Source organism: Sphingomonas pseudosanguinis (genome assembly GCF_014196255.1).
In the GTDB taxonomy this organism is placed as follows: domain Bacteria; phylum Pseudomonadota; class Alphaproteobacteria; order Sphingomonadales; family Sphingomonadaceae; genus Sphingomonas; species Sphingomonas pseudosanguinis.
In genome coordinates, this window is the sequence record NZ_JACIDH010000001.1 from 65,828 (window position 1) to 91,989 (window position 26,162).

The following is a 26,162-nucleotide window of genomic DNA, read 5'->3' on the forward strand; positions in this document are numbered from 1 at the left end:
AACGCTATCAGCCGGCGGGCTGGCCGAAGACGCCGACCAGCTCCTCGACCGCATGGTCGAGCGGTACGACCTCGTCGGCATCCTGCCGGATATATTCCATCACCGCCGGATGGCAGGCGATGGCGGCGTCGATCGCGGGATCGGCGCCCGAGCGATAGGCGCCCATCAGCACCAGATCGCGATTTTCCTCATAGGTCGCCAGATGCCGGCGCAGCGTGCGCGCCGCCTGGGCATGCGGGCGGCCGACGATGTCGGTCATCACGCGGCTGACCGAGGGACCGATGTCGATCGCCGGATAGACGCCGCGCTCGGCGAGGTGGCGGTTGAGCACGATATGCCCGTCCAGGATCGAGCGCGCCGAGTCGACGACCGGGTCGTTGCCGTCGTCGCCGTCCGCCAGCACGGTGTAGATGGCGGTGATCGATCCGGTGCCGTGCGCATCGGCGCCCGCGCGTTCGATCAGGTTGGGCAGCATCGCGATGGCGGACGGCGGATAGCCGCGCGCCGAGGCGGGCTCGCCCAGCGCCAGCCCGATCTCGCGGCCCGCATGCGCGACGCGGGTCAGCGAATCCATGATCAGCAGCACCTTCTTGCCCTCGGCGCGGAACGCCTCGGCAATGGCGGTGGCGCGCAGCGCGCCGCGAATACGCAACACCGGTGAGTGGTTGGCCGGCACCGCGACCACGACCGAGCGCGCGCGCGCCTCGCCGGCGACCTTGGTCTCCAGAAAGTCGGCGACCTCGCGGCTGCGCTCGCCGATCAGGCCGATGACGATGACATCGGCCTTGGCGGCGCGAACCATCATGCCCAGCAGCACCGACTTGCCGACGCCCGAGCCCGCCATAATGCCGACGCGCTGGCCCTGGCCGATGGTCAGCAGGCCGTTGATCGCGCGGACGCCGACGTCGAGCGGCTCGCGCACGCGGCCACGGTCCAGCGGCGACTGCATCTTGCCCGCCAGCGGCCAGCGGCCTGCACCGCGAATGGGGCCGAGACCGTCGATCGGCTTGCCCGACCCGTCGACCACGCGGCCGAGCATCGCCGCACCGACTTCCGCCTCGCCCGGAGGGCCGAGCGGGCGCACCGGGGCGCGCGGGAGCAGGGGGGCGGGGCCGCCCAGATTCATCATCAGCGTGCGGCCGTTGCGGAACCCGATCACCTCGGCCTCGACGCGCTCCTCCGCCTTGTCGCCGATCGCGCAGACGGTGCCGACCGGCAGCGAGAGGCCGACCGCCTCCATCAGCAACCCGTCATAGGAGGCGAGCCGCCCGGCGACGCTGGCGCGCGGGGCGAAATCCGCCTGGGCCAGCGTGTCCAGATAATCGGCGGTGAAACGGTTCAGCATTGCGGAACGGGAACCTTGTCGATCGCGGCGGCCAGCTGGTCCAGCCACATGGTCGGGCCGTCCTCGACGATGGTCGAGGCGCTTTCGAGGACGAAGCTGCCCCGCTCCAGCGCGGCGTCGCCGACGGGGAAGATGCTCTGCGGCAGGCGGCCTTCGAGCAGCGCGACATCGTCCGGGTGGACGCGCAGCAGGGCGGCTTCCTGCGCATCGGCCATCAGGTCGATCGCCGCCTCGATCCGGCCGGCCAGCCGGGCGCCGTCGACGCCGATCTCACCGACCAGCTTGCCGACGAGCGCGAGCACGGTCTGGCGCAGCTGTTCGGCCATCGCCTGGCGATCGAGACGCGAGGACATCGCCTGCGCGATCGAGTCGATCAGCTGGCCGTCGCGTGCCTCGGCCTCGGCACGGGCCTGGAATTGCTGTGCCGCGACCGCCAGCCCCTCGGCATAGCCCTCCGCATGGCCGGCGGCATGGGCGGCGCCGATCGGGTCGTGCATCGCCTCGGCGGGCGAGTCCTGGCACGCGCCGAACGGGTCCCAGCCCTCGGTCGGGTCCTGGTCGCGATTGGCGGGATGGAAATGGCGCGGCTGGCCGTTCGACGGCGCGTCGGTGGCCGAGGGGCCAGCACCCATCGGTCCGCGGGCGCGGAACGAGACGGGGCCGACATCGCCGCCCAGGCCCAGGCCCGGCACGCCCGACGGGGAAAAGCCGCCCGGCGGCATGAACGCGCGTTGCAGCGCGGCCGCCGCGTCGTTGCGGGCGGAAAAGCCGGCGACGAAATCAGACATAATCGTCCTCGCCTCCGCCCATCATGATCGTGCCTTCCTTGGCCAGGTTGCGCGCGACGGTGATCATCGCCTTCTGCGCCTCCAGCACCTCGGACAGCTTCATCGGCCCGCGCGACTCGATCTCGTCGCGGATACCAGCCGCCGCACGCGCCGACATGCAGCCCAGGAAGCGCTCGCGCGCCGCCTCGTCCGCGCCCTTGAGCGCACGGGTGAGGATCTCGCCATCGACGTTGCGGATGAGCGTCCCCAGATTCTTGTCGTCCATGTCGAGCAGGTTCTCGAAGATGAACAGCGCCTCCTCGATCTGCTTGGCGACGTCGCGGTCGATCTTGAACAGCTTGGGCATGACCCGCTGTTCGGTCGCCTTGCGCGCGCTCGACAGGATCTTGGCCGCCTCGCGCGAACCGCCCAGCGCCAGACCCTGGCCGCTGCTGCCGCCCTCGCTCCAGCGGGTCAGCACCGCGTTCAGCGTCTCGATCGCCTGCGGCGTCACCGGACCCAGCCGCGCGACGCGGTGGAGGATGTCGGGCTGCATGACGTCGGGCAGCAGCTCCAGGACCTTGCCGGCGACCACGGGATCGCAATTGGCGATCAGGACCGCGCCGATCTGCGGATGCTCCTTCTCGACGATCTTAGCGATGTCGGTCGGGTCGAGCCAGCCGAGCATCTCGATCTCGCACTGCGCCTTGGGCGGCACGATGCGCGACAGCACGCTGCCGGCGCGTTCGGGACCGAGCGCGCGGTTCATCAGGCTTTCGACCATCGGCTTGGGCTGGAACGCGATCGAGGCGCGGGCGCGGGCACAGCCGACGAAATCGTCGAGCACGAAGCCGACATCCTGCTCGCTGACATCGGCGATCGAATACATCGCCTTGCCCAGTTCGCGGACCTCGTCCGGCTCCAGCTTCTGGAGGATGGCCGAGGCTTCCTCCTCGCCGACCAGCATCATCAGCACGGCGGCGCGCTCAACCCCCGAATAGACGCGGCCCCCTTCGGATGCGGTGACGGTCACGACTGCGCCTCCGAGCGGATCATGTCACGGATGGCCAGCGCGGCGCGCGCCGGATTGTCGCGGGTGAAGCCGCGCACCTTGACGATGCGGTCGTCGAAATTGTTCGTCTCCTCGATCTCGTCGAGCGTGACGGCGGGCTGGACCGCGATCTGTTCAGGGACCGGCTGGCCATCGGCGGCGACGCGCGGGGCGGCCCCGTCGGCTCCCGCACCATCGGCGGCACCCATGGGCAGCGCCTTGGTCTCGGCCTCGTCCTTCTTCTTCGTCATCGCCTTGACCAGCGGACGGACGCCCAGCAGCAGGACGAGGAGCGCGATCAGGACGGCGGTGGCGTTGCGTGCCACGATCGGCAGCCAGCTATTGTCGTACCACGCGCGGCTGTCCTCGACACCCGCGTCGGCGAACTTGCGGCTGATGACGGTGACATTGTCGTTGCGCTGCTGGTCGAAACCGACCGCCGACTTCACCAGGTCGGAAATCTGGTTGATCTCCATCTGGCTGCGCTTGCCCGTGGCGGGGTCGCGCAGCAGGACGGCGACGGTCAGCCGCTTGATCGAGCCCGGCGCGGCGCGGGTGACCGAGATCTGCTTGTTCAGGTCATACGCGCGCTGGAAGGCATCGGACTGCTTTTCGGGATTGACCCCCGGGCCCCCTGCGACCGGCTTGCCATCGGCCGGCGGCGCGCCGTTCGCGCCATTGGCGGCCTGCGGCTGCTGCAGCGTGCTGGCGGGCGGCGGCGTGTTGGACAGCGCGCCCGGAATGCCGCCCGGCGTGGTCGGGTCCTTCTGGTTGCCGGTCCAGTTGCCGGTTTCGGCGCGCAGCGCACCGTCCTTGTCATAGCGTTCGCTGGTCGCGCTGGTCTCGTCGAGATTGACGTCCGCCTGCACCTCGGCGGTGAAGTTGCCCGCGCCGACCAGCGGGGTCAGCAGCTGGATCAGCTGGGTGCGGTATTTCTCTTCCAGGCGGCGCTGGAAATCGATGCGACGATCATCGCCGCTCGCGCCCTCGGCGCCCTTCTTGGACAACAGGCCGCCCATCTGGTCGACGACGGTGACGTCCTCGGGCTTCATGCCGGGCACCGACGAGGCGACGAGATTGATGATCGACTGAACCTGCGATTCCGACAGCGAGCGCCCGGCATTGAGCTTCAGCACCACCGAGGCAGACGGCGAGGACTTGTCGCGGATGAAGGGCGACGCTTCGGGCGTGGCCAGGTGCACGCGCGCCTCGGCCACCGCGTCGATCTCCTCGATCGAACGCGCCAGTTCGCTCTCGCGCGCCTGGCGAAGGCGTTCGCCCTCGACCGCGCGGCTGACGCCCATCGGCAACTGGTCGAGGATCGCATAGCCGCCGGGCGCCTGTTTCGGGAGCCCCTGGCCGGCGAGCAGCATCCGCGCCTTGGAGTAATCCTCCTCGTTCACGGTCAGCGCGCCGGTGCCGTCGTTGATCTTGCTCTTGATGTTCGCGGCCGACAGCGCGGTCGTCACCGCCTGCTTGTCCGCGTCCGAGAGATTCTCGAACAGCGTCTTTTGCGGCGGGCTCGACAAAGCCATCCAGGCGAGCGCGGCGGCGGCGATCAGGCCGATCAGCATCGCCATCGGTGCCGAGCGGCGCACGGCGGGCTGCGCCATCACCGACTTGATCTGGCGCAGCGGGTTGGCGAACTTTTCCGGCAACGGCGGCAGGGCCGGCGGCGTGTTGGATGCGGGGGTGAGGGCTGTGCTCATCTTACACCGGCATGCTCATGATGTCCTTATAGGCGGACAGGAGTTTGTTGCGGACTTGCAGCGTCGCCTCGAACCCGACCGAGGCCTGCTGGCGGGCCATCATCACCTTGGCGATGTCGACGGTCTCGCCGCGTTCGTAGGATTCGGACAGGCGGGCGGCCTGTTGCTGGCCCTCGTTCACGCCCTTCAGCGCGGACTCGAGCGTATCGGCAAAGCTGGTCGGGGGTGCGACCGGCTGGGACTGGGCGGCCTGTGCCGCCTGGTTGGCACCGGCCTGGCTTGCCGCCTTGAGCGCCTGATTGCGTTCCAGGATCTGGGCACGAAGTGCCATCACCCGGTCGACGCTCATCGCGCCGCCGACACCGCCGACGCTCATGCCATCATGGCCCGGCTAGAGGGGCGGATGATCTCCTCGCCCTGCTCGCGCGCCTTGGCGAGGCGGTAGCGCAGCGTGCGCTCCGAGATGCCGAGGCGCTTGGCGGTCTCGATCCGGTTGCCGCCGCATGCGGCCAGCATCTCGCGGATCGCGGCGAACTCGCTCATCTGCACGACCTTGCCCAGCGTGGCTTCCGCGGTCGTCACGGTCAGCGGGGTCTCGTCGGTGTCGTTGGCGACCATCGGGCGGTCGAACACGATATGCTCGGGCTCGATCGTCGCACCGCCGGCAAACAGGAGCGCGCGCTGGATCACATTCTCCAGCTCGCGGACATTGCCGGGCCAGTTGTGCATCGCCAGCTTCTCGATCGCCGCGACGCTGGGCCAGGGCATGACGGCGCGGCTGGCGGCGTGGCGCAGGATCATCGTGGCGGCGAGCGCCGGAATGTCCATGCGCCGCTCGTTCAGCGACTTGGTGGTCAGCGGGAAGACCGACAGGCGGTAGTACAAGTCGGCGCGGAACCGGCCGGCGGCGACTTCCGCCTGCAGGTCGCGGTTGGCGCAGGCGATGACGCGGACATCAACCGACTGCGGCATCGACGCGCCGAGCGGGATCACCTCGCGCTCCTGGAGGACGCGGAGCAGCTTGGCCTGGAGCTGGAGCGGCATCTCGGCGATCTCGTCGAGGAGCAGCGTGCCGCCATCGGCCGCGCGGAAGAAGCCTTCGCCCGCCTGCGCCGCGCCGGTGAACGCGCCCTTCTGGTGACCGAAGAGCAGCGCTTCGAGCATCGATTCCGGCAGGGCGGCGCAGTTGATCGCGACGAAAGGCTTGGCCGCGCGCGGCGACTGGGCGTGGATGGCGCGCGCCACCACTTCCTTGCCGGTGCCGGTCGGGCCGTTGATCAGGACGGTGATGTCGGCCTGTGCCACCCGCTCGGCCAGCGTGAAGAGCGCGAGGCTCTCCGGATCGGCGGCGGTCGGCATCTCCGGCCCGGCGACGAGCGCGCGGACGAAGCTGTTGCCGACGCCGGCTTCGCTGGCCGGATAGGTCACGGTCGCGGGGCGGCCGCCCTGTGCCGGGGTCAGCGACGGAACCGGGCCGTCATTGACGATGACGGTGCGTGCCGGATGCGCGATCACGTCGCCCTCGGTCACCAGGGCGGTGTCGCCCGGCAGGAATGCGGCACCGGGTTCGGCAATCGCCAGCCCCTGCGCACGCAGCGCGGAGATCAGCGCGTATTTCTGCTTAACCAGCGCAGCGGAGGGGTGAATCGACGGCATCGGGCTTCAGTCCTTTCGTGACTCGCTAATGCCGTCTCCTTGGTAAAGCCGCGGTTAATCCTGGCAGCTTGCCGGCAAGTTTTTTCCGGGCGCGACGCGCGCCCGTATGTGTGCGGGCAACGCGCCGCCGCGCGCGCGACCGTTCCGGCAATACCGGCAAGGCGACCGGCAAAAATTTGCAGAGGCCGGCTAAAACCTGCCGGAATGCGGCCGTTACTCCACTCGGCGGCTCGGTGGTCCAGAGGGGACACAGACGGATCGCCGAGCAGATTTGGAGACAAGACATGACCGTTATTGCCAGCAATATCAGCGCTTTGCGTGCCACCGCCGCGTCGACCTCGGCGCAGAACGCGCTCAGCACCTCGATGCAGCGCCTGTCGACCGGCAACCGCATCAACTCGGCAAAGGACGATGCCGCCGGTCTGGCCATCAGCGACTCGATGACCGCGCAGATCAAGGGCATGGCGCAGGGCATCCGCAACGCGAATGACGGTATCTCGCTGGCGCAGACGGCCGAAGGCGCGCTGAACGAAGTCACCAACATGCTGCAGCGTATGCGTGAGCTGAAGGTCCAGTCGTCGAACGGCACCTATTCGTCGGCCGACAAGGCGAACATCACCAACGAGCAGACCTCGCTGGCCTCGCAGATCAGCGCCGTCGTGAAGAACACGCAGTTCAACGGCAAGCAGCTGTTCAACGCTGCCTCGACCGTCACGATCCAGACCGGTGCGACGACCAACGATACGGTCAATATCGGCCTGCGTGACATGACGGCGACCTACGACACCTCCGGTGCGTCTCCCGCTGGTTCGAAGCTTCAGGCGGTCGTCAATTTTGCGCCGACGGGCACGGATACCGCGCTGAAGTCGGACACGCTGGCCAACTATGACGACGCGATCGCCGACGTCTCGTCGATCCGTGCGGGCCTGGGTGCGACCCAGAACCGTCTCCAGTCGGCGGTCAACTCGGCGACCTCGAACATGACCAACCTCGCCGAAGCGAAGAGCCGCATCGCAGACACCGACTTCTCGGAAGAAACGACCGCGCTCGCTAAGGCGCAGATCCTGAGCCAGGCGTCGACCGCGATGCTGAGCCAGGCCAACCAGTCGCAGCAGGGCGTGCTGAAGCTCCTCGGCTAATCGCCCTGGGCGAATGCCGACCGCGGTTTTCCCCTCGGTCGCGGAAGGTGGACCCCCCGGTGCTCTTTAAGAGGGTGCCGGGGGGCTCCGCCCGAAAAAATGCGCCCATTCGACTCTTTTCTCTAAAGCCCTGCCGAACGCGGTCGTTACCCGTCTTGGCAGCTCGACCTTCGCCTTGGGGGCGGCGGAGAGCTCCGGCTTTGGAGAACGACCATGACGGTTATCGCCAGTAATATTTCGGCGTTACGCGCATCGAGCGCCAACGGCGCCGCGACGGAAGCGCTGAACGTGTCGATGCAGCGCCTGTCCACCGGCAAGCGAATCAATTCCGCGAAGGACGACGCCGCCGGCCTCGCCATTGCCGCCTCGATGACCTCGCAGGTCCGCGGCATGAACCAGGCGATCCGCAATTCCAACGACGGCATCTCGATGGCGCAGACCGCCGAAGGCGCGCTCGACGAAGTGAGCAACATGCTCCAGCGTATGCGCGAACTGGCGGTGCAGAAGGCCAACGGCATCTATTCGTCGAACGACAAGGCGAACATCACGTCCGAGCAGAACGCGCTGGCGTCGCAGGTGTCGAACATCCTGTTCAACACCCAGTTCAACGGCCAGAAGCTGCTCGACGGTTCGGCGGGAACGGCCGGTGTCGTCGCCATTCAGGCGGGCGCGAACACCAGCGACGCCATCACCATGACCTTCAGCAATCTGACGACCGATGCCGACATCAACAGCGCCATCGCCGTGGTCGATCCGGCCACCGGCCCCAGCAGCATCGCGACCGCCGCGACGCTGGAGAAGTTCGACGCCGCCATCGGCCGGGTCGCCAATATCCGCGCCGGCCTCGGCGCCACGCAGAACCGGCTCCAGTCGGCGGTCAACAACCTGACCTCGAACGTCACCAACCTGACCGACGCGCGAAGCCGGATCGAGGACACCGATTTCTCGGCGGAAACCACCGCGCTCGCCAAGGCGCAGATTCTCAGCCAGGCCTCGACCGCGATGTTGAGCCAGGCCAACCAGTCGCAGCAGGGTGTGCTCAAGCTGCTGGGCGGCTAATTCCCGGTTCCTGAGCGCCCCGGCACCGCGCCCCCACTCGGGTGACGGGGCCGACCGGCCACGAGTCTCTCGCAGGCCGGTTCGCAGGACAAACCCCGGCGGCAGTCATGCCGCCGGGGTTTACTCGCGTTTGAATCGCGTCAGGTGCCGAGCGGCGTCCGGCCGATCGAGGCCTGGGCAAAGGCGATGATCGCGTCATTCACGTCGCCCGCCACTTCGCCCGGCACCACGGTGAACGGCAATGCCCGCAATTCCTCGCTCGCCAATTGATAGGCGTGATGCGCGGCCGGCTCCGCATCCGATGTCGGTCCCTGGGTGGCGATCAATATGTCATGCGGGGTGATACGCTGCCGATCGAGCAGATAGTCCAGTCGCTTGCGCCAGTGCGCGGCATAGTCGACCATCGCCATCGGGCTCTTCTGCGTGAAGGCGAGCGGCCGGATCGCGCGCAGCCGATCTCCCCGATGCGCCAGCGGAAAGGAGATCGACATGAGTTCGTCGTCGATCTTGACCGACTTGAAGAAGTCCAGATGCCGCCGCCGCAGCGCATGCCGAATGTCGCGGGTCAGCTCGACCTCGGGCGTGTCGGTCGAGAAATCGCGGCGGACGAAGCGGGCATATAATCCCTCGACGAAGGCGGTCAGGTTCAGGTCCGCCTGGGCGATTCGCGGTTCGCTGAACCGGATGCTCGATTCGCGTCGGGCGATAATGTCCCGGAAGGTCGCCTCGGCATCCCATTCGCCAAAGCTCGGCAGGAACTCGCTGACCCGGCCCAGCTCCAGCCGCAGCAGGTCGATCGCGCCGGCATAGGCGGCATAACCCTTGTCATCGAAGAAGTGACGGACCCGTGCGAACCGCTTGGGCGCGATGCGATAGTCGATCAGGCGGTGGGTCAGATCGAGCGCGATCACGCCGATATTGGCGAACTCCTCGGTCTCGGCGAAGGGCCGAAAGCGGATGATGGCGTATCGATAGAGCGTCTTCATGCGAGTTCTGCCCAGAATCGGGGGTCGTCGTGGCGGCGCAAGCGCGTGGCGATAGTGTCGAGGAAATCAGCCTGCCCATCCAGCCATTCCTCGGGGAGGGCGTGGAATATGTGGGGCAGCAGCCTTGCCGCGTTCGTCATGCCGGCCATCATCGCATCGCGCAGCGGATCGCGCCGCCGCATTCTATCCCAGGCGGGACGCCCGGCATGCAACGGCAATTCCCGGGCGGGATCGTAGGATGCTGCGAACGCCAGATTGTGATCGATGACGATCAGCGCGCCGTCTTCCAGACGCACGAAAAGATTGGGATTGCCGCCATGTTCCGTCAGCGTCCGGTCACCATTCGCGATCCAGTGGTCGAAGACATAGAGCCAGCATGACAAAGCGGCATTTTGCTGCGCCAGAATGACCGGCGTGACCGGCTGTATCGGTTCCTGCCATGCCGAGGCGAACACCGGGCCATCCCCGATCGCATGCGCCACATCCGGGTCGCCATGATGCCGGACCAGCGACGTCGGCATGCGCCCGATGACGAAGGGGGGTATGGGCAGTCCCAGTTCCCGGCCCAAAAAGCCGGCGACCACCTCGGCGATCAACCCCTGGCGCAACGCCTGGCGGCCCTTGACCGCGTAGAGCTGGCCATCATCGAGATGGCACAGGAAGGGCTGGGTCATGCCGCTGGCGATCGGCTGGACGATCTCCACGATATCGAGAATGTCCAGCCGCACTGTCATCGCGCCGCAGCCTATCAGCTGGCGGAGAAGGCGGCCATGGTTAAGATCGGCCCGGCATGCCGGGCCTTGCGCGACCTCAACGCTGGCTGGCCAGCGCCTTCTTCAACCGGGCATGCGCCGTGCTCTTGATCTGGCAGACGCGCGCGGCGCCGACGCCGAGCACCTGGCCGATTTCCTCCAGATTGAGTTCCTCGACATAATAGAGCTGGATCACCATCGCCTCGCGCTCGGGCAGCGCGGTGATCGCGGCGATCAGCGCGTCGCGCAGGTCGCTTTCGGCGAGCTGCTCGAAGGCGTCGGGAGTGTCGTCGGCGAACCAGGGGAGGTCGTCGGCATAGACGTCGTCGATCGGCTCCATCCGCACGGCCTCGGCCGTCTTATAGTCGGTGCGCAGCTTTTCGGTCGTGACGCCCAGCTTCTCGGCGACCGCCTCGTCGGTCGGGACCTGGCCCGCGACCTGCGACAGCGCGGTCACCGCCTCGTGATACTGGCGGCGGCGGCGCATCGCGCCGCGCGTCGTCGTCGCCTGGCGGCGCAGCTCGTCGATCATCGCGCCGCGCAGACGCGCCTTCAGATAATGGCCGAACTCGACCCCGCGCTCCTCGAACGAGGCGGCGGCCTCGACCAGCGCGACCAGGCCGACCTGGACCAGATCCTCGACCTCGATCAGGCTCGACATCGATCCATGCACATGCCACGCGATCCGGCGGACCAGCGGCAGGTGCTGGCGGATGATCGCATCCGCCTCGATCCCGCCCCGCCGGCGCGGTGCCGGGCGATAGGTGATCGGCTGGTCGGCGACCGTGGGGTTGGCGAGCGCCGGGTCGAAATTGACCGGGTTGATCGCCTGGGCGTTCAGGAACGCGCCGCTCAAGGGGTGCGCGCTCATGCCGCCAGCGCCTGCGGTGCGCCGATCACGGCGACGACCTCGACCGCCTTCTCCTCGGGCACCTCGAAGAAGGACAGGACCGGCGTGTCGGGCAGGCAGGTGCGCAGCAGCTTGCGCATCGCGATCCGTACGCCCGGCTGGACGACCAGCGCGAAGGGCTTGGCCTCGGCGAGCAGCGGCTGCGCGGCATGGGTCAGCGCCTCGGTGATGCGGCGGCCCAGATCGGGCTCGATCACATGGCGGCGGCCGGTGTCGGCGCGCATCGCCTGGGCGAGCAGCCCTTCGAGCTGACCGTCCAGCGTCATGACGCGCAGCGGCTCGCGCATGCCACACAGCTTCTGGATGATGAGCGCGCCCAGCTGCGGCCGGATCAGCTCGACGATCTCTTCGGCGTCGAGCGTCTTCTGGGCCGCCACGGCGATCGCGCTGGCGATGCGGCGGAACTCCTTCAAGGTGATATTCTCCGAAAGAAGGCCCTTGAGAACCTGGGTCAGGGTGGTGAGCGGCAAAGGATTGGGGCTGAGCGAGGCGGCGAGTTGCGCGGCGCGCTCCTTCAGCCCGTCGAGCAGCGACTGGACCTCGTCGGGGCCGAGCAGCTCGGCGCTGTTCGAGGACAGGATGTGGTTCAGGTGCGTCGCCATGACGGTGCCCGGATCGACGACCAGATAGCCCATGCCGGTGGCGGCATCCGCGTCACCCTTCAGGATCCAGGTGGCGGGCAGGCCGAAGGTCGGGTCCTTGACGGACTTGCCGTTCAGCGCGCCGAACGCCTGGCCGGTGTCGAGCGCCAGCATCTCGTCGGGCGACACCTGATCCTCCGCGGCGACGACGCCGTTGATGATGATCCGGTAGTTGAACGGCCCGAGATTGATGTCGTCGCGCACCCGCGCCTGCGGTACGACGAAGCCCAGTTCCTTGGACAGCTGGCGGCGGACGCCGGTGATGCGCGCCATCAGCGGGGCACCGCGACGCTCGTCGACCAGCGGCACCAGGCCGTAGCCGATGTCGATATGGACCTGCATCCCGTCGATCACCTCGTCCCAGCCGATGCGCGAGGGATCGGTCGGCTCGGCGGCGGGGGCCGGGGGGACGGGGACCGGGCGCTTCTCGATCTGGCGCAGCTTGTGCGCGGTGAACCCGGCGATCGCGGCGGCGGGCAGCAGGATCAGGTGCGGCATGCCGGGCAGGACGCCCAGCAGGCCCAGGATCACCGCGACCGGAATCCAGGTCTTGGACGCACCGAACTGTGAGCCGATCTGGCCCGCCAGATCCTTGTCCGACGACACGCGCGTCACGATGGCGGCGGCGGCGATCGACAGCATCAGGCTGGGCAGCTGCGCGACCAGCGCGTCACCGATGGCGAGCAGGATATAGGTCTTGGCGGCGTCGGCCACGCCCATGCCATGGCTGACCGGACCCAGGATGAGGCCGCCGATGATGTTGGCCGCCAGGATCAGCATGGCGGCGACCGCGTCGCCCTTCACGAACTTGGACGAACCGTCCATCGAGCCGTAGAAATCGGCTTCGGTCGAAACCTCGACGCGGCGCGCCTTGGCCTGGTCCGGGGTGATCAGGCCGGCGTTCAGATCGGCGTCGATCGCCATCTGCTTGCCGGGCAGCGCGTCCAGGGTGAAGCGCGCGGAGACTTCGGACACGCGGCCGGCGCCTTTGGTCACGACGATCAGGTTGATGATCATCAGGATCGCGAAGACGAAGAGACCCACGACATAGTCGCCGCCGATCAGGAAGGTGCCGAACGCCTCGATGACGTGACCCGCAGCACTTTCGCCCTCATGGCCATGGACCAGCACGATGCGGGTCGAGGCGACGTTGAGGCCCAGGCGGAACAGGGTCGCGAACAGGAGCACGGTCGGGAAGGCCGAGAAGTCGAGCGGCTTTTCGGCGTTCAGCGCGACCATCAGCACGGCCAGGCTGATCGCGATGTTGGCGACGAAGAAGATGTCGAGCAGCGCCGGCGGGATCGGCACGACCATGACGAGCACCAGCAGCAGGATCGCGGCGGGCAGGGCCATGGTGCGGCCATTGGCGAAAAGCTTGCCCATCGCTTAGCCCCCCATGCTCGCGAGCATCATATAGGCCAGCCGGGCGTGGTCGGGCTTCGGCCGCAACAGGCTGTCGCTCGTGGCATTGGCGCCCATGGCATTGGCGGTCGCGCCGCCGCGCAGGCCCAGCTGGTTCATCGTGCTGGTCGCCCAGGCGAGCGCGTCGCTGGCGCTTTCATTGTTACCGGTGACGACGGTCGCGTCGCCCTGACCCTGCAGCGCCAGCGCCTGGGCGGCGAACTGCATATTGGCGGCGCGGGTCGCGTCGCTGTCGGCCGAGCTGCCGGCCAGCTTGTTGGCGAACCGGTCATAGATATCGGCGACCGTGCGCGGCTGGCCGTTCGAGGCATAGAAGACCGAGCGGTTGGCGCGCGCGGCGGCGGGGAACAGCGCGGCGCCCGTCGTCTGCGGGCTGGAGGCCAGCTTGGACAGGAACTTGGTCGCGCCGCCCAGGCCCAGGAAATGCGCCATATACAGGTCGGTGCCGTTCGTTTCGCGGCCCAGCGTCGATTCCAGCGCGGCCTTGTTGTCCGAAGCGTGCTCGGCGGCCATCAGCGAGGCGGCGGTGGGATCGTTGCGCAGGCCCATCACGGCATTGCGGGCGCCGCCGCTGACATAATAGCGACCGCCCGACTGGCCGATCGAGTCGGCGGCCCAGCCCAGCCCATGCTCGGCGCCATGCTTCTTGAGCACGGCGAGCCAGCTCTGCTCGACGAACTGATACAGGCCCGAGGCCGACGAAGTGCCGGCGCGCGCATTGGCGTTCAGCCCGGATTCGAGCTTGGCCTGACCCAGCAGATAGCCGAAATCGACTCCCGTGCGGCTCGAGGCCAGCGCGATCGCCGACTGTATCCGGGATTGAGAGACGGGTTGGACGGTCATGCTGTTTGGTAAATGCCCTTGTTCGGGCTTCACCCAGCAAGGGCCGTGCCAATTCTCCGGCGGCAATGGCTCAGGAATCAAAAAGCCCCGGAAATCCGCGAGTCGGCGGCGTTCGGGGCTTGGGTCGGCAAGGGTCTGGGGGCAGGGTGGTCGGGGTTTCCGGCAAAGCGGCAAGCGGTTGCCGGCCGGCAACGGCAAGTCGGGGGCAAAGCCGGCGGCAATCAGGCGTAGGCGCGCATCATCGGGCGATAGCCGCCACCGCCGGCATCGCCGGTCAGCGTCTGCAGCTTGCGCCGCACATTGGCCGCCATCAGGTTGACGTAGATGCGGCAGGTCTCGTTCAGGCGATTGGCCTCGTCGGCCAGTTCGCGCAGCTCGGGGCCGGCGGGGCCGGTGCCGAGCGAGGCGACATCCTCGATCGCGGCCAGCTTCTCGGTGGTGGCACGTTCCAGCGCGGCCACGTCGTTCGACTTCAGCGCCGCGATTTCACGATGAAGGGCCTCGATGACCCGGATCAGGGCGTCACGCCGCGTCATTTACCATTCCAGTCGAGCTTCAGCGCGATCATCTGGTCGGCGATGGTCGCCGGCAGGATCGGGAAATTGCCATCGGCGATCGCTTTCTTGATCGCGGCGACGCGGTCCTGGTCGACCGGCGGCTGGGCGGCCAGCGTGCGGGCCAGATTGCCCACGCCGCTCATGTCGCCCATCGTCTTGGCGGGGGTGAAACCGGTCTGGCTGTCTGCGGCGAGCGCGCTGGGACGCGACACGCCGGCGATCCGCGCGATCCTCGTTTCCCCGGCACTGAGCCTTGTTACATCGACCATGTCCGCACCCGTTGGTTTCGCTGACATGGGGTATAACGGCCCCGGCCGGGGAATCTTTAGCGGGAATTTACAACCTGCCCCGCGAAAACCCGCATCATTCCGACCAGCCGGGCAGGGTGGCGCGACCACTGGCCAGCGCGACCGCCTGGACGGGCTGGCGCGCGGCGTCGATGCGCACGGGGAAATGCCCGCCGGGCACCGCATCCGCCATGGCAACCCCTTCTCTTGTAATGGAAAATCCGTCCGAGCCGGCTTCGATCACGACCGGATCGCCGCGCCGGATGACGGGTTCGGCCTTCACCGCGATCGCCGGCATCGCCCGCGGCGTGGCGGCCGGGCGGGGCGGGCTGAGTACGGGCACGAAGATCCGCCATTGCGGCCCGGCGCAATTAACCACGACCGCATCATGCGCCTCGGTCCGCCAGGATAGCGAGACGGTGGCGCATTGCGCGAGCTTCAACCGTGTGTCGACCGGCGCGCGCGCGCCGCCCTCCACACCGATCGGCCGGCCGGTAAAGGCGGCGACGGCTGCGTCCAATGCGCCGATATCCTGGAAATTGGCGGCGCCCGCCAGCAACAGGGACAGGATCATCAGGGTCTCCGTGACGGTTCGCCGGCAAAGACGAGCGTGACCATCGCGACGCGCTGGCCGGGCTTTGCGGCGGTGGAAAGGATCAGGCGGTCGGCGGCGGCCGGACCGATCAGCGCGGCGGTCGCGCGCGCGCGATCGGCGGCGAGGACGACCGCGCTACGGCTGGCGGGATCGACATCGGCGGCGCTGCCATCGGTGGCGCCGACGACCGACAGGCGGACGCGCGGATCGGCGAGTGCCTCCTGCGCCCAGGGGACGAACAGCGGATCGGGATCGGTCGGAATGGCCGAACCGGGGGCGAAGCGCAGCGAGGCGGCCGCGACCGGCATGGCGGGCGTCGGCTCGGGCGGCAGGCGCAGCGCCTGGTCGGCGATCGACTGGCTCGACCCGAATTGCGCGCGCAGGCCGTTGAGCAGCGCAGGGCGTCGCTCCGCCCCCGTCGCCTGGACGAGAACCAGGAAGCCGACCAGCAGCAGGGCGAGGTCGGCCAGGGTCACGAGCCAGATCGGCCGCGCGGGCGCGGCCTCCGGGAAAGGGGGATCGGTCGTCATGCGACGCTGACCAGATTGGGGCCGCCCGACTTGCCAGGGCTGAGGGGCGCGCGCGTCGGACGCGGCGCCTCGCGCGCGGCGAGCAGCGCCAGCGGGGCGACCAGGCGGGTGCGCTCGAATGCCTCGATCCGCGCGGCACGGCGCAGGCGGATGGCGATCGGCTGCGCGACCAGATTGGCGAACAGCGCACCATAGAGGGTGGCGAGCAGCGCGATCGCCATCGCGCCGCCGATCCGCTGCGGATCGTTCATCGTCGCGAACATCGCGGCCAAGCCGATCAACGTGCCGACCATGCCCATGGCGGGCGCGGCCTCGGCGGCCCCCGCCCAGACATCGGCGACCGCGACATGGCGCTCGATCCGGCCCTGACGCGCCATGGCCAGCTTGCTGGTGACCGATTCCGCGCCCTCGCCATCGACGATCGCGGCGATCGCCTCGGCCAGATCGGGATCGGTGACGACCGAGCGGTCGAGCGTCAGTACGCCGTGGCGCTTGGCGATGCGCGACAGATGCGCGATCTGCTCAATCAGCGGATCGGCCGAGAAGGGGCGTCGCAACAGCACCATCAACGCCCGCATCGCGCGGCGCGCATCGCGCCACGGCGTGCGCAGCAGGGTGGCGATCAGGGTCCCGCCCAGCACGATGGCAAGCGCGGCCGGATCAAGGAACTGGTGAAGCGGTGGCAAAGCGATCATGCGCGTGACCCTGCAAGGGGCGGGCCAAGTGCGTTTGTCGGGCCGGGCCGTCTGTTGCCGTGGCCAAATTCCTCCCCTGCAAGGGGAGGGGGACCATGCCTAGCATGGTGGAGGGGTGTCGCCGCTTGAGAGGAGAGTCCAACCTTACCAAGGGCGACACCCCTCCGTCAGGCCTTCGGCCTACCACCTCCCCTTGCAGGGGAGGAATGCGAGACGCCGTCATCCGGGCGGACTCTGCCGCTTCGTTGCCGCCGGCCGGCAAGATCCGGCAATGCCTTGCCGCTTGCCGGCTGCCGATCCCGGCTCCCCGCCCAAATTCCGCAAATTCCGCAATTGGCACGGAGGTTGCGAGACCCCGGTGACGCGATGATCCGCTCGGGGATCGGCGGGGGAAAGGAGGTTGATGATGGCCGCAGAAACATTGTTCGGAATTCACGGCGCCGCGCTCGAAGTCCGGGGGCAGCGCATGGGCGTGCTGGCGTCCAACATCGCCAACGCTTCCACGCCGGGCTTCAAGGCGCGCGACATCGACTTCAAGGCGGCGCTCGCCGCCGTCGAGGGCGGGCAGCAGGACCAGGGCATCGCCAAGGCGATGAAGTACCGCATCCCGCTCCAGACCTCGCTCGACGGCAACACCGTGGAGCTGGCCGAGGAGCAGACCGCCTTCGCCGAGAACGCCGTCCAGTATCAGACGACGCTGTCGTTCCTGAACGGGCGCATCTCCACCATCACCCGTGCGCTGAAGGGCGAATAAGCGATGCCGAACGGACCGCTTTCCATCTTCCAGGTTTCGGGGCGCGCCATGTCGGCGCAGCTCATCCGCATGAACACGACCGCGTCGAACCTGGCCAATGCCGGTGGCATCGCGGGCACCGCCGACACCGCGTACAAGACGATGAAGCCGGTGTTCCGCACCAGCTTCGACGCCGCGACCGGCCTGTCGACCGTCGATGTCGAAAAGATCGTGACTGCGGGCGAGGACCCCACCAAGCGCCACGACCCCAACAATCCGATGGCCGACAAGGACGGCAACGTCTTCGAGGCGGCGGTCGATGAAACCCGCGAGCTGGTCGACATGATGGAGACCGCGCGCACCTATCAGAACAATGTCGAAGTGATGCAGACCGCCAAGTCGCTGATCCTCGACACCCTCAAGCTGGGCCGCTGATCATGACCTCCACCGCGATGAATTCGACGCTGGACAGCCTGGGCATCGCGCGTGCCGGCTCGACCGCCAACAACGCCGCCGCCGCGACCTCGGCCAAGAAGTCGACCACGCTCGACCAGTCCGCCTTCCTCAAGCTGCTGACCGCGCAGCTGAAGAACCAGGACCCGTTCGCGCCGATGGACAATACCCAGATGGTCGCCCAGATGGCGCAGTTCTCCAGCGTCGCCGGCATCTCCGAGATGAACACGACGCTCGCCTCGATTGCGACCAAGCTGAACGCGACGACCCCGGCGGACGCGATGAACTATGTCGGCAAGACCGTGCTGACCGAGGGCACCACCGCCTATGGCCGCACCAGCGGCGGGCTGGCGGGGCAGGTCGAACTCGACAATGCCGCCACCGACGTCTCGGTCACGATTTCGGATGCGCACGGCACGGTGCTCAGGACGCTGCCGCTCGGCATGCAGAAGGCCGGCACCGCCAGCTATGACTGGGACGGCAAGACCGAGGACGGCAAGGACGCCGGCTCGGGCCCCTTCACCATCTCGGTCGGCGCGCTCGACGGCAGCAACGTCGTCAACGCCCGCTCGCTCGTCTGGGCGCCGGTCCAGTCGGTGTCGATGCCGTCGAACGGCACCCCCGTCCTCTCCGTCGCCGGCCTCGGCCAGGTCAAGCTTTCCGCCGTCCGCTCGGTCGGCTGATCCCCCTTTACGCACCAGGAAGATAGCCCATGTCCTTCTACACCTCGCTCAGCGGCCTCCAGGCCTCGCAGACCGACATGTCGGTCATCTCGCACAACCTCGCGAATGTCGGCACCAACGGCTTCAAGAAGAGCCGCGCCGAATTCGCCGACGTGATGGCGGCGAACTTCTCGACCGATCCGTTCAAGCAGGTCGGCTCGGGCACGGTGGTCAAGGCCAACCGGCAGGAGTTCAAGGAGGGCAATTACACCAGCACCTCCAACGCGCTCGACCTCGCCATCTCGGGCGACGGCTTCTTCACGGTGCAGGCGGGGGGCACGACCGGCACGCTGAACTACACCCGCAACGGCGCGTTCCAGGTCGACACCAACAACTATGTCACCGACACGCAGGGCAACCGGCTTCAGGTGTTCCCGGTCGACAAGGACGGCAACGTCACCTCGTTCGGCAATGACGGCCTGACCAGCCTGCAGCTGCCGCCGACCAGCGGCACGCCGGTCGCGACCAAGAAGGTGACGCTGGACATCAACCTGTCGAGCACCGCCACCGCGCCGACCGGGGCGTTCGATCGCACCAACATGGGCACGTACAACAATACGACCCAGACCAAGATCTTCGACACGTCGGGCAACGCCATGACGCTGACCAACTATTATGTCCGCAAGCCGCTGCCGGTCGATTCCGAGGGCAATGCGATCCAGCCGGCGGACGGCAGCAGCGAGTGGCTGGTGTACAGCTATGTCGGCGACCAGCGCCTGACGCGCGGCGGTTCGTCCGATCCGTTGCCGATGACGTTCAATGCGGGCGGCAACATGACCTTCCCGACCGGCGCCGTCACCTTCGACAACTTCACGCCGCGGACCTCGGTCATCTCGCAGCCGCTGACCATGGACTATCGCGGTTCGTCGCAGTCGGGTTCGATCTTCTCGGTCAACTCGCGCACCCAGGACGGCAAGGCGGTCGGCCTGTTGTCGGGCGTGTCGGTCGGCGAGGACGGGCTGATCACCGCGTCCTTCTCGAACGGCGAGACCGCCGCACTCGGCAAGGTGGCGGTGGCGACCTTCGTCAACATGCCGGGCCTGCGCCAGGAGGGGAACAGCTATTGGGAAGCGACCGGCATGTCGGGCGCGGCCAAGTTCGGCACCGCCAACGAGGGCGCGTACGGCGCGATCCGGTCGAGCACCATCGAGGGGTCGAACGTCGACATCACCGAAGAGCTGGTCAACCTGATCGCGGCGCAGCGCAATTTCCAGGCGAACGCCAAGGCGCTCGATACCTCGAGCCAGATCTCGCAGACCATCTTCAACATCCGCAGCTAAGCGCACGGTTCGGGTAACAGGGGGCAACGATGGACAAGCTGGTCTATACGGCGGCGACGGGGATGCGTTCGCACATGGCGGCGCAGTCGGCGATCGCCAACAACATGGCCAATGTCTCGACCATCGGGTTCCGTGCCGACCGCGTCGTGTTCGACCGCATCGACCTGAAGGGCGGCGGCGCGGCGTTCGAGGCGCGGATGCCCACCGCCGAGGAAGTGACCGACGCCGACCGCGCGCCGGGCACGGTGCAGCATACCGGCAACCCGCTGGACGTGGCGATCGCGACGTCCAGCGCCTGGCTGGCGGTGCAGTCGCCCGACGGGTCGGAGGCCTATACGCGGCGCGGCGACCTGGAGGTCACCGCCTCGGGCGTGTTGCAGACCGGCGACGGCTACCCGGTGATCGGCCAGAACGGCCCGATCACCGTGCCCCCCTATAACTCGCTGTCGGTCTCGCCCGACGGCACCGTGTCGATCATTCCGCTGGGCGCCGGCCCCGATACCCAGGCGCAGGTGATCGACCGCATGAAGCTGGCCGATGCGCGCGTGTCGCAGACGGTCAAGGGCCTCGACAACCTGCTGCGCGTCAAGGGCGGCGGCGCGCTACCCCAGGACATGGACGCCACCGTCCAGTCGGGCGCGCTCGAGGGATCGAACGTCAACATGGCGCAGACGCTGGTCGACATGATCGAGAACCAGCGCAGCTACGAGGTGCAGGCCAACCTCATGAAAGAGGCCAAGTCACTGGACGAGAGCAGCGCATCCCTGATGCGGCTGCCGAGCTGAGGATTAAGAGACCATGTCTTCCGCCGCCATGCACATCGCACGCACCGGGCTCGACGCCCAGGACATGCGCATGCGGGTCATCTCGAACAACCTGGCCAACGTCAACACAACCGGGTTCAAGCGCGATCGCGCTGCGTTCGAGACGCTGGCCTATCAGACGATCACCGCGCCGGGCGCCGCCAGCTCGACCGAGAGCAAGTACGCGACCGGCCTGAACCTGGGCACCGGCGTGCGCATCCAGGGCACCGCGCGTATCAACACGCAAGGTGCGATGCAGACGACCAACAACAGCCTCGACATGGCGCTGGACGGCGAAGGCTTTTTCCAGGTGCAGATGCCGGGCGGTACGCTGGGTTATACCCGCGCGGGCAATTTCTCGCGCTCGGCCGAGGGGCTGCTGGTCACCTCCGAGGGTTATCAGGTGATGCCGGGCATCACCGTGCCAGAGGGCGCGACCCAGATCACCATCGGCACCGACGGCACCGTGTCGGCCACCATCCAGGGCCAGACCGCGCCGGCCGAGATTGGCCAGATCCAGATCGCGACCTTCCCCAACCCGGCGGGCCTCCAGTCCAAGGGCGACAATTACCTGACCGAAACCGCCGCCTCGGGCGCGGTGAACATGGGTGTCGCCGGCCTGGAAGGGCGCGGCCAGATCCGTCAGGGCATGCTCGAAGGCTCGAACGTCAATGTCGTTGAGGAACTGGTCGACATGATCGAGACGCAGCGCGCCTATGAGGTCAACTCGAAGATGATCAAGTCGACCGACGAGATGCTCCAATACGCGAACCAGAATCTGTGAGCCGGACGATGCGCTTCTCCGCTTTGCTGCGTGGCGGTCTGGTCCTGGTGCTCGCCGCCTCGGCGACCGCGCCGGCGCAGGCCAGCCTGTTCGGCAAGAAGGCCCCGCCCGAGGATTTCTCTACCACCCGGCCGCTGCCCGTCGCGGCCCAGCCGGTCGCGCCCGCCAACGGCTCGATCTTCCAGGCGGCGGACGGCTATGCCGCGCTCTACGAAGGCTGGCGCGCGCGCCGGGTCGGCGATCCGCTGACCATCGTCCTTGTCGAGCGGACGGCGGCGTCCAAGTCGGCCAATTCCAAGCTGGGCTCGAAGGGCGATCTGGGCATCAATCCGCCGACCACAGGCCCGCTCGGCTCGCTGCTGAAGTCCACCGACATCGGCATGGGCGGCAGCCGCAACTTCAACGGCTCGGGCGCGGCCGACCAGTCCAACTCGCTGTCGGGCGAGATCAGCGTGACCGTGGCGCAGGTGTTCGCCAACGGCACCATGCTGGTCCAGGGGCAGAAGCGCGTGACGCTCAATCGCGGGGACGAGTTCATCCAGATCAAGGGGCTGGTGCGCATGGCCGACATCGGCATCGACAACCGCGTCCCCTCGACCCGCGTCGCCGATGCGCAGATCGCCTATACCGGCAAGGGCGATGTCGCCCGCGCCAGCCGCCAGGGCTGGCTGAGCCGTTTCTTCCAGGCCGTCAGCCCGTTCTGAGGCATTTGACCATGATCCTCCGCTTCCTTCTCGCCATGCTCGCCACCTTCGCGATCGCCGCGCCGGCCTCGGCCGACCGGATCAAGGATCTGGGCGGGTTCCAGGGCATCCGCTCCAACCAGCTGACTGGTTACGGCATCGTCGTCGGTCTGCCGGGCACGGGCGACGACAATCTGGAATATACCGTCCAGTCGCTGAAGGCTGTCGTGTCGCGCTTCGGGCTGCAACTGCCGCCCAACGCCAATCCGGGCATGAAGAACGCGGCGGTGGTGATGGTCACCGCCGACCTGCCGCCCTTCGCCAAGCCGGGCCAGAAGCTGGACATCACCGTCGCCTCGATGGGCAAGGCCAAGTCGCTTCGCGGCGGCAGCCTGATCCTGACCCCGCTTCAGGGTGCCGATGGCCAGATCTATGCGATGGCGCAGGGCAATCTGGCGGTCGGCGGTCTGGGCGCGGAAGGCGCGGACGGATCGAAGATCGTCGTCAACGTCCCCTCCGCCGGCCGCATCCCCGAGGGCGCGACCGTCGAACGCGCGGTCGCCACCGGTTTCGACACCGCGCCGACGCTGACCTTCAACCTGGCGCGCGCCGACTTCACCACCGCGCAGAATGTCGCGCAGGCGATCAATGCGCGCCTGGGCATGGGGATCGCGCAGGCGATGGACGCCGTGTCGGTCGCAGTCCGCGCGCCGATGGGCGCCGATGTCCGCGCCACGCTGATGTCCGAGATCGAGAATCTGAACGTCGTCTCGGCCGAGCCGCCCGCCAAGGTGATCGTCAACGCGCGCACCGGCACCGTCGTCATCAACTCGGCGGTGCGCGTCGGCCCGGCGGCCGTCACCCACGGCAAGCTGACCGTCAAGATCGACGAGAATCAGCGCGTCAGCCAACCCGCCCCGCTCAGCGGCGGCCAGACCGTCGTCACGCCCAAATCGGGTGTCGCGGTCGAGGAGGAGCGTCGTCCGATGTTCCTGCTGAACCCCGGCCCCAAGCTGGCCGATGTGGTCAAGGCGGTGAACGCCATCGGTGCCGCGCCGTCCGACCTGGTCGCCATTCTCGAAGCGCTGAAGGAAGCCGGCGCGCTCAAGGCGGAGTTGATCGTCCTGTGACCCAGAGCATCGCATCCACCCCGTCGGCGGCCTCGGCCGCCGGCATCACCGGCACGGTGTCCACCGACACCCGCCGCCTGTCGAACGGCGCCAATCTGGACAAGGCGGGCACCCAGTTCGAGGCGATCTTCACCGGCATGATGCTGAAGGCGATGCGCCAGACCAAGCTGGGCGATTCGCTGTTCGAATCGAAGGCGCTCGACACGTTCCGCGACATGCGGGATCAACAGGTTGCGCAGACCATGGCCGCCCATGCCCCGATGGGGATCGGCCAGGCGGTGACCGCATTCCTGGCCAAATCGCAACCCGCTGTTAACCAGAGTTGACGTAGTTAACGCGCATGAGCGACCTGCTCTCTATCGGCGCTTCGGGCGTCCGCGCATATCAGACCGCGCTTACCGCCGTCGGCGAAAACATCGCCAATGTCGGAACGGACGGCTATTCGCGTCGCACGGTCACCATGCGCGAGGTCGCGCCCGCCGCAGGCCTTGCCGCCAACAAGGTCTCGGCCGGCTCGGGCGTGATGGTCGAGGGCATCGCGCGGGCCACCGACGTCTATGCCAGCGCCGCCGTGCGCGCCGCCACCGCCGACCTGTCGCGCACCCAGACGGGGGCCACCTGGCTGACCCGGATCGAGGGTGCGATGACGGGCGATCAGGTCCAGACCCGGCTCACCGCCTTCTTCACCGCCGCGCGCACGCTGGCGGCCGAGCCGACCTCGGGCGCGTTGCGCTCGACGATGCTGGAAACCGCCAAGTCGACCGCGACCGCCTTCACCGCGACCGACTCGGCCTTCGAGCAGATCAACGCCGATTTCGACGGTCAGGCGCGCCAGGCCGCGCACGACCTGTCCTCACTCGCCACCTCGCTGGTGCGGGTCAATGACGGGCTGGGCCGGACCCAGCCGGGCACCGCCGCCGCCGCGCAGCTGACCGATCAGCGCGACCAGATCCTGGCGCAGATGAGCGCGCTGTCCGACATCACCAGCACGACCGACCAGTTGGGCCGCGCGACGGTGCGACTCGGCGACCGGGCCGGTCCGGTGCTGGCCTCGACCGACATGGTCGGCTCGGTCAGCTATCAGCGTCGCCCCGATCGCAGCGTCGGCTTCACCGTCTCGCTGCAGGGCGAAAGCCACGACTTCATCCCCACCGGTGGCGCGCTCGCCGGTGCGCTCGACGGCGCGGAGCGGATCAACGCCACGCGGGCGGCCTTCAACCAGGTCGCCAAGGATTTCGTGAAGACGGTCAACGACCTTCAGGTCAACGGCCAGGACCTGACCGGTGCGCAGGGCAAGCCGATGTTCACCCTGGCCGACAACAGCGCGGTGATGGGTCTGAACTTCACTGAAGGATCGATGATCGCGGCGGCGAAGGACAATCAGGGGTCGCGCAACGCCGACAATCTGTACGATCTGCAAACGCTGCGCGGCACCGGCAAGTTCGAAGGGCGGCTGACCCAGATCGTCACCGACAACGCCACCACGCTCAAGCAGCGCCAGACCGTCGCCGAGGCGCAGACCGCGATCAGCGACGGCGCCAAGGCGACGCTGTCGGGCGCCTCGGGCGTGACGCTCGATTCGGAGGCGGTCACGCTGATGCGCTTCCAGCAGGCCTATTCGGCCTCCAGCCGGGTCATCCAGATGGCGCGCGAAACCTTCCAGTCGATCCTCGAGATCCGGTAACGGTCATGCAGATTTCCACCAACGTCTTCTATGACATGGCATCGCGGCGGATGACCGCGCTGACCGGCAAGGCCAATGCGGCCATGCTGGAGATCTCGACGGGCAAGAAGCTGCAAAACCCGTCCGACAACGCCGCCGCCGCCGCGCAGGTCGCCGAGTTCGACCGCCGCGACGCCGACGATGCCGTCTACAAGACCAATCTGACGCTCGCCGGATCGCTGTTGCAGCAGGCCGACACCACGCTGGGCCAGATCGGCAACCAGGTGCAAAAGGCGCTGGAATTGGCGACGCAGGCGGCCAACGGCACGCTGTCGGTCGCCAACCGCGCCAGCGTCGGCGATCAGATCGCCTCGATCCGCGACGCGCTGGTCGGCCTCGCCAATTCCAAGGACGCACGCGGCCTGCCGCTGTTCGGCGCGGCGGCGGGCACCGACGCGGTCCGGCTGAGCGGTGGCGCGTACACCTATACCCAGGCTGATGTGTCGGAGATTCCGATCGCCGATGGCCAGTCGATCGAGGTTTCGGTCGGCGCCGAGCGGGTGTTCAAGGCCGGCGACAGCGACACGCTGAACGTACTGAACAGGCTGGTCACCGCGTTGCAGACCAACACTGGCGATGTCGCCGGGACGATCCGCGACTCGATGGACAAGCTGTCCGCCGCCAACGACAATATCGCCAGCGTCCAGGCCTCGATCGGTGCGCGCGAGGCGCGGGTCGAACTGCAACAGGGGTTGCAGGAACAGGCCGCGACCGATCGCGCCACGCTGCGCTCGACCGTCGAGGACGCCGATCCGACCGAATCGATCACCAAGCTGCAACAGACGATGACGGTGTTGCAGGCCACCCAGGCCAGCTTCACCAAATTAACGAGCCTGTCGCTCTTCGATTATCTGAAGTGATCGAAGGGGTTCGGTAACTCTATCTTGAGGTTACGGCGCTAGTCCGG

General features: G+C 67.8%; 29 protein-coding genes. 13 read left to right on the plus strand and 16 right to left on the minus strand.

Features of this window, described 5'->3' with window-relative positions:
* Positions 1-7 precede the first annotated feature (7 nt).
* The 6 genes from GGR48_RS00285 to GGR48_RS00310 are packed head-to-tail and all read right to left on the minus strand — an operon-like array spanning position 8 to position 6,528.
* On the minus strand, positions 8-1,345 hold the full coding sequence (locus GGR48_RS00285; RefSeq protein WP_183949709.1) for a FliI/YscN family ATPase: 1,338 nt from the start codon (positions 1,343-1,345) through the stop codon (positions 8-10).
* A complete protein-coding gene (locus tag GGR48_RS00290; RefSeq protein ID WP_183949710.1) occupies positions 1,339-2,133 on the minus strand; it encodes a FliH/SctL family protein in 795 nt (264 codons plus the stop codon). The genes GGR48_RS00285 and GGR48_RS00290 overlap by 7 nt, the downstream gene beginning before the upstream one ends.
* A complete protein-coding gene (gene fliG / locus GGR48_RS00295; protein ID WP_183949712.1) occupies positions 2,126-3,145 on the minus strand; it encodes a flagellar motor switch protein FliG in 1,020 nt (339 codons plus the stop codon). Before fliG ends, GGR48_RS00290 begins: the two co-directional genes overlap by 8 nt.
* Positions 3,142-4,872, minus strand: coding sequence for a flagellar basal-body MS-ring/collar protein FliF (fliF, locus tag GGR48_RS00300; RefSeq protein ID WP_183949714.1), 1,731 nt, complete (start codon positions 4,870-4,872; stop codon positions 3,142-3,144). Before fliF ends, fliG begins: the two co-directional genes overlap by 4 nt.
* Before the next feature lies 1 nt (position 4,873).
* The gene (fliE, locus tag GGR48_RS00305; RefSeq protein WP_183949716.1) at positions 4,874-5,248 is read right to left on the minus strand and encodes a flagellar hook-basal body complex protein FliE; all 375 of its coding nucleotides are present in this window, start codon (positions 5,246-5,248) and stop codon (positions 4,874-4,876) included.
* On the minus strand, positions 5,245-6,528 hold the full coding sequence (locus GGR48_RS00310) for a sigma-54 interaction domain-containing protein (RefSeq protein ID WP_183949718.1): 1,284 nt from the start codon (positions 6,526-6,528) through the stop codon (positions 5,245-5,247). Before GGR48_RS00310 ends, fliE begins: the two co-directional genes overlap by 4 nt.
* Before the next feature lie 284 nt (positions 6,529-6,812).
* Here GGR48_RS00310 and GGR48_RS00315 point away from each other — a divergent pair, with 284 nt between their 5' ends.
* Both GGR48_RS00315 and GGR48_RS00320 read left to right on the plus strand, forming a co-directional pair.
* The gene (locus GGR48_RS00315) at positions 6,813-7,667 is read left to right on the plus strand and encodes a flagellin N-terminal helical domain-containing protein (protein ID WP_183949720.1); all 855 of its coding nucleotides are present in this window, start codon (positions 6,813-6,815) and stop codon (positions 7,665-7,667) included.
* 213 nt (positions 7,668-7,880) lie between these two features.
* A complete protein-coding gene (locus tag GGR48_RS00320; protein ID WP_183949721.1) occupies positions 7,881-8,726 on the plus strand; it encodes a flagellin N-terminal helical domain-containing protein in 846 nt (281 codons plus the stop codon).
* A 140-nt stretch (positions 8,727-8,866) separates the two neighbouring features.
* Here the strand turns inward: GGR48_RS00320 and GGR48_RS00325 are convergent, their stop codons facing one another.
* The 10 genes from GGR48_RS00325 to GGR48_RS00370 form a co-directional block, all read right to left on the minus strand.
* Positions 8,867-9,712: a DUF3037 domain-containing protein gene (locus GGR48_RS00325; protein ID WP_183949723.1), complete on the minus strand. Its 846-nt coding sequence runs from the start codon at positions 9,710-9,712 to the stop codon at positions 8,867-8,869.
* Positions 9,709-10,446 (minus strand): HipA family kinase, encoded by a 738-nt coding sequence (locus GGR48_RS00330; protein ID WP_183949725.1) that lies wholly within the window; start codon positions 10,444-10,446, stop codon positions 9,709-9,711. Before GGR48_RS00330 ends, GGR48_RS00325 begins: the two co-directional genes overlap by 4 nt.
* Before the next feature lie 76 nt (positions 10,447-10,522).
* Positions 10,523-11,335, minus strand: coding sequence for a sigma-70 family RNA polymerase sigma factor (locus tag GGR48_RS00335; protein WP_183949727.1), 813 nt, complete (start codon positions 11,333-11,335; stop codon positions 10,523-10,525).
* Positions 11,332-13,398, minus strand: coding sequence for a flagellar biosynthesis protein FlhA (flhA, locus tag GGR48_RS00340; RefSeq protein WP_183949728.1), 2,067 nt, complete (start codon positions 13,396-13,398; stop codon positions 11,332-11,334). The genes GGR48_RS00335 and flhA overlap by 4 nt, the downstream gene beginning before the upstream one ends.
* A gap of 3 nt (positions 13,399-13,401) precedes the next feature.
* The gene (locus GGR48_RS00345; RefSeq protein WP_183949730.1) at positions 13,402-14,280 is read right to left on the minus strand and encodes a lytic transglycosylase domain-containing protein; all 879 of its coding nucleotides are present in this window, start codon (positions 14,278-14,280) and stop codon (positions 13,402-13,404) included.
* A 221-nt stretch (positions 14,281-14,501) separates the two neighbouring features.
* Positions 14,502-14,816, minus strand: a complete 315-nt coding sequence (locus tag GGR48_RS00350; protein WP_183949732.1) for a flagellar protein FlgN — start codon at positions 14,814-14,816, stop codon at positions 14,502-14,504.
* Positions 14,813-15,049, minus strand: coding sequence for a flagellar biosynthesis anti-sigma factor FlgM (gene flgM / locus GGR48_RS00355; protein ID WP_420854077.1), 237 nt, complete (start codon positions 15,047-15,049; stop codon positions 14,813-14,815). Before flgM ends, GGR48_RS00350 begins: the two co-directional genes overlap by 4 nt.
* Before the next feature lie 151 nt (positions 15,050-15,200).
* Positions 15,201-15,698 (minus strand): flagella basal body P-ring formation protein FlgA, encoded by a 498-nt coding sequence (locus GGR48_RS00360; protein WP_183949734.1) that lies wholly within the window; start codon positions 15,696-15,698, stop codon positions 15,201-15,203.
* Complete coding sequence (locus tag GGR48_RS00365; protein WP_221211327.1) at positions 15,698-16,249, minus strand: hypothetical protein; 552 nt, start codon at positions 16,247-16,249, stop codon at positions 15,698-15,700. Before GGR48_RS00365 ends, GGR48_RS00360 begins: the two co-directional genes overlap by 1 nt.
* On the minus strand, positions 16,246-16,944 hold the full coding sequence (locus GGR48_RS00370; protein ID WP_183949735.1) for a motility protein A: 699 nt from the start codon (positions 16,942-16,944) through the stop codon (positions 16,246-16,248). The genes GGR48_RS00365 and GGR48_RS00370 overlap by 4 nt, the downstream gene beginning before the upstream one ends.
* Before the next feature lie 403 nt (positions 16,945-17,347).
* Here GGR48_RS00370 and GGR48_RS00375 point away from each other — a divergent pair, with 403 nt between their 5' ends.
* The 11 genes from GGR48_RS00375 to GGR48_RS00425 are packed head-to-tail and all read left to right on the plus strand — an operon-like array spanning position 17,348 to position 26,115.
* Entirely contained in the window at positions 17,348-17,698 is a 351-nt protein-coding gene (locus GGR48_RS00375; RefSeq protein WP_183949736.1) for a flagellar basal body rod protein FlgB, read from the plus strand.
* A gap of 3 nt (positions 17,699-17,701) precedes the next feature.
* Positions 17,702-18,112 carry a flagellar basal body rod protein FlgC gene (gene flgC, locus GGR48_RS00380; RefSeq protein ID WP_183949737.1) on the plus strand — a complete coding sequence of 137 codons (411 nt, stop codon included), beginning with the start codon at positions 17,702-17,704 and terminating at the stop codon, positions 18,110-18,112.
* Positions 18,113-18,114: 2 nt separating this feature from the next.
* On the plus strand, positions 18,115-18,813 hold the full coding sequence (locus tag GGR48_RS00385; protein ID WP_183949738.1) for a flagellar hook assembly protein FlgD: 699 nt from the start codon (positions 18,115-18,117) through the stop codon (positions 18,811-18,813).
* A 29-nt stretch (positions 18,814-18,842) separates the two neighbouring features.
* The gene (locus tag GGR48_RS00390; RefSeq protein ID WP_183949740.1) at positions 18,843-20,132 is read left to right on the plus strand and encodes a flagellar hook protein FlgE; all 1,290 of its coding nucleotides are present in this window, start codon (positions 18,843-18,845) and stop codon (positions 20,130-20,132) included.
* 29 nt (positions 20,133-20,161) lie between these two features.
* The gene (locus GGR48_RS00395) at positions 20,162-20,917 is read left to right on the plus strand and encodes a flagellar basal body rod protein FlgF (protein ID WP_183949742.1); all 756 of its coding nucleotides are present in this window, start codon (positions 20,162-20,164) and stop codon (positions 20,915-20,917) included.
* A gap of 13 nt (positions 20,918-20,930) precedes the next feature.
* Positions 20,931-21,719 (plus strand): flagellar basal-body rod protein FlgG, encoded by a 789-nt coding sequence (gene flgG, locus GGR48_RS00400; RefSeq protein WP_007406187.1) that lies wholly within the window; start codon positions 20,931-20,933, stop codon positions 21,717-21,719.
* Between the two features lie 8 nt (positions 21,720-21,727).
* On the plus strand, positions 21,728-22,423 hold the full coding sequence (locus GGR48_RS00405; RefSeq protein WP_183950580.1) for a flagellar basal body L-ring protein FlgH: 696 nt from the start codon (positions 21,728-21,730) through the stop codon (positions 22,421-22,423).
* An 11-nt stretch (positions 22,424-22,434) separates the two neighbouring features.
* Positions 22,435-23,532: a flagellar basal body P-ring protein FlgI gene (locus tag GGR48_RS00410; protein ID WP_183949744.1), complete on the plus strand. Its 1,098-nt coding sequence runs from the start codon at positions 22,435-22,437 to the stop codon at positions 23,530-23,532.
* Positions 23,529-23,858: a rod-binding protein gene (locus tag GGR48_RS00415; RefSeq protein WP_183949745.1), complete on the plus strand. Its 330-nt coding sequence runs from the start codon at positions 23,529-23,531 to the stop codon at positions 23,856-23,858. Before GGR48_RS00410 ends, GGR48_RS00415 begins: the two co-directional genes overlap by 4 nt.
* A 14-nt stretch (positions 23,859-23,872) precedes the next feature.
* Complete coding sequence (flgK, locus tag GGR48_RS00420) at positions 23,873-25,216, plus strand: flagellar hook-associated protein FlgK (RefSeq protein WP_183949746.1); 1,344 nt, start codon at positions 23,873-23,875, stop codon at positions 25,214-25,216.
* Between the two features lie 5 nt (positions 25,217-25,221).
* On the plus strand, positions 25,222-26,115 hold the full coding sequence (locus tag GGR48_RS00425; protein ID WP_183949748.1) for a flagellin N-terminal helical domain-containing protein: 894 nt from the start codon (positions 25,222-25,224) through the stop codon (positions 26,113-26,115).
* The last annotated feature ends 47 nt before the right edge of the window (positions 26,116-26,162 follow it).

Excerpts from the sequence above, each read along its gene's own strand:
- GGR48_RS00310 (WP_183949718.1), bottom strand. The coding sequence starts at position 6,528 with ATGCCGTCGATTCACCCCTCCGCTGCGCTGGTTAAGCAGAAATACGCG.
- GGR48_RS00405 (WP_183950580.1), top strand. The coding sequence starts at position 21,728 with ATGCGCTTCTCCGCTTTGCTGCGTGGCGGTCTGGTCCTGGTGCTCGCC.
- GGR48_RS00350 (WP_183949732.1), bottom strand. The coding sequence starts at position 14,816 with ATGACGCGGCGTGACGCCCTGATCCGGGTCATCGAGGCCCTTCATCGT.
- GGR48_RS00315 (WP_183949720.1), top strand. The coding sequence starts at position 6,813 with ATGACCGTTATTGCCAGCAATATCAGCGCTTTGCGTGCCACCGCCGCG.
- flgG (WP_007406187.1), top strand. The coding sequence starts at position 20,931 with ATGTCTTCCGCCGCCATGCACATCGCACGCACCGGGCTCGACGCCCAG.
- GGR48_RS00290 (WP_183949710.1), bottom strand. The coding sequence starts at position 2,133 with ATGTCTGATTTCGTCGCCGGCTTTTCCGCCCGCAACGACGCGGCGGCC.
- flhA (WP_183949728.1), bottom strand. The coding sequence starts at position 13,398 with ATGGGCAAGCTTTTCGCCAATGGCCGCACCATGGCCCTGCCCGCCGCG.
- GGR48_RS00335 (WP_183949727.1), bottom strand. The coding sequence starts at position 11,335 with ATGAGCGCGCACCCCTTGAGCGGCGCGTTCCTGAACGCCCAGGCGATC.
- flgK (WP_183949746.1), top strand. The coding sequence starts at position 23,873 with ATGAGCGACCTGCTCTCTATCGGCGCTTCGGGCGTCCGCGCATATCAG.
- GGR48_RS00390 (WP_183949740.1), top strand. The coding sequence starts at position 18,843 with ATGTCCTTCTACACCTCGCTCAGCGGCCTCCAGGCCTCGCAGACCGAC.
- GGR48_RS00425 (WP_183949748.1), top strand. The coding sequence starts at position 25,222 with ATGCAGATTTCCACCAACGTCTTCTATGACATGGCATCGCGGCGGATG.
- GGR48_RS00360 (WP_183949734.1), bottom strand. The coding sequence starts at position 15,698 with ATGATCCTGTCCCTGTTGCTGGCGGGCGCCGCCAATTTCCAGGATATC.
- GGR48_RS00345 (WP_183949730.1), bottom strand. The coding sequence starts at position 14,280 with ATGACCGTCCAACCCGTCTCTCAATCCCGGATACAGTCGGCGATCGCG.
- GGR48_RS00375 (WP_183949736.1), top strand. The coding sequence starts at position 17,348 with ATGATGGCCGCAGAAACATTGTTCGGAATTCACGGCGCCGCGCTCGAA.
- fliF (WP_183949714.1), bottom strand. The coding sequence starts at position 4,872 with ATGAGCACAGCCCTCACCCCCGCATCCAACACGCCGCCGGCCCTGCCG.
- GGR48_RS00410 (WP_183949744.1), top strand. The coding sequence starts at position 22,435 with ATGATCCTCCGCTTCCTTCTCGCCATGCTCGCCACCTTCGCGATCGCC.
- GGR48_RS00370 (WP_183949735.1), bottom strand. The coding sequence starts at position 16,944 with ATGATCGCTTTGCCACCGCTTCACCAGTTCCTTGATCCGGCCGCGCTT.
- GGR48_RS00395 (WP_183949742.1), top strand. The coding sequence starts at position 20,162 with ATGGACAAGCTGGTCTATACGGCGGCGACGGGGATGCGTTCGCACATG.
- GGR48_RS00325 (WP_183949723.1), bottom strand. The coding sequence starts at position 9,712 with ATGAAGACGCTCTATCGATACGCCATCATCCGCTTTCGGCCCTTCGCC.
- GGR48_RS00285 (WP_183949709.1), bottom strand. The coding sequence starts at position 1,345 with ATGCTGAACCGTTTCACCGCCGATTATCTGGACACGCTGGCCCAGGCG.
- fliE (WP_183949716.1), bottom strand. The coding sequence starts at position 5,248 with ATGAGCGTCGGCGGTGTCGGCGGCGCGATGAGCGTCGACCGGGTGATG.
- GGR48_RS00330 (WP_183949725.1), bottom strand. The coding sequence starts at position 10,446 with ATGACAGTGCGGCTGGACATTCTCGATATCGTGGAGATCGTCCAGCCG.
- flgC (WP_183949737.1), top strand. The coding sequence starts at position 17,702 with ATGCCGAACGGACCGCTTTCCATCTTCCAGGTTTCGGGGCGCGCCATG.
- GGR48_RS00320 (WP_183949721.1), top strand. The coding sequence starts at position 7,881 with ATGACGGTTATCGCCAGTAATATTTCGGCGTTACGCGCATCGAGCGCC.
- GGR48_RS00365 (WP_221211327.1), bottom strand. The coding sequence starts at position 16,249 with ATGACGACCGATCCCCCTTTCCCGGAGGCCGCGCCCGCGCGGCCGATC.
- GGR48_RS00385 (WP_183949738.1), top strand. The coding sequence starts at position 18,115 with ATGACCTCCACCGCGATGAATTCGACGCTGGACAGCCTGGGCATCGCG.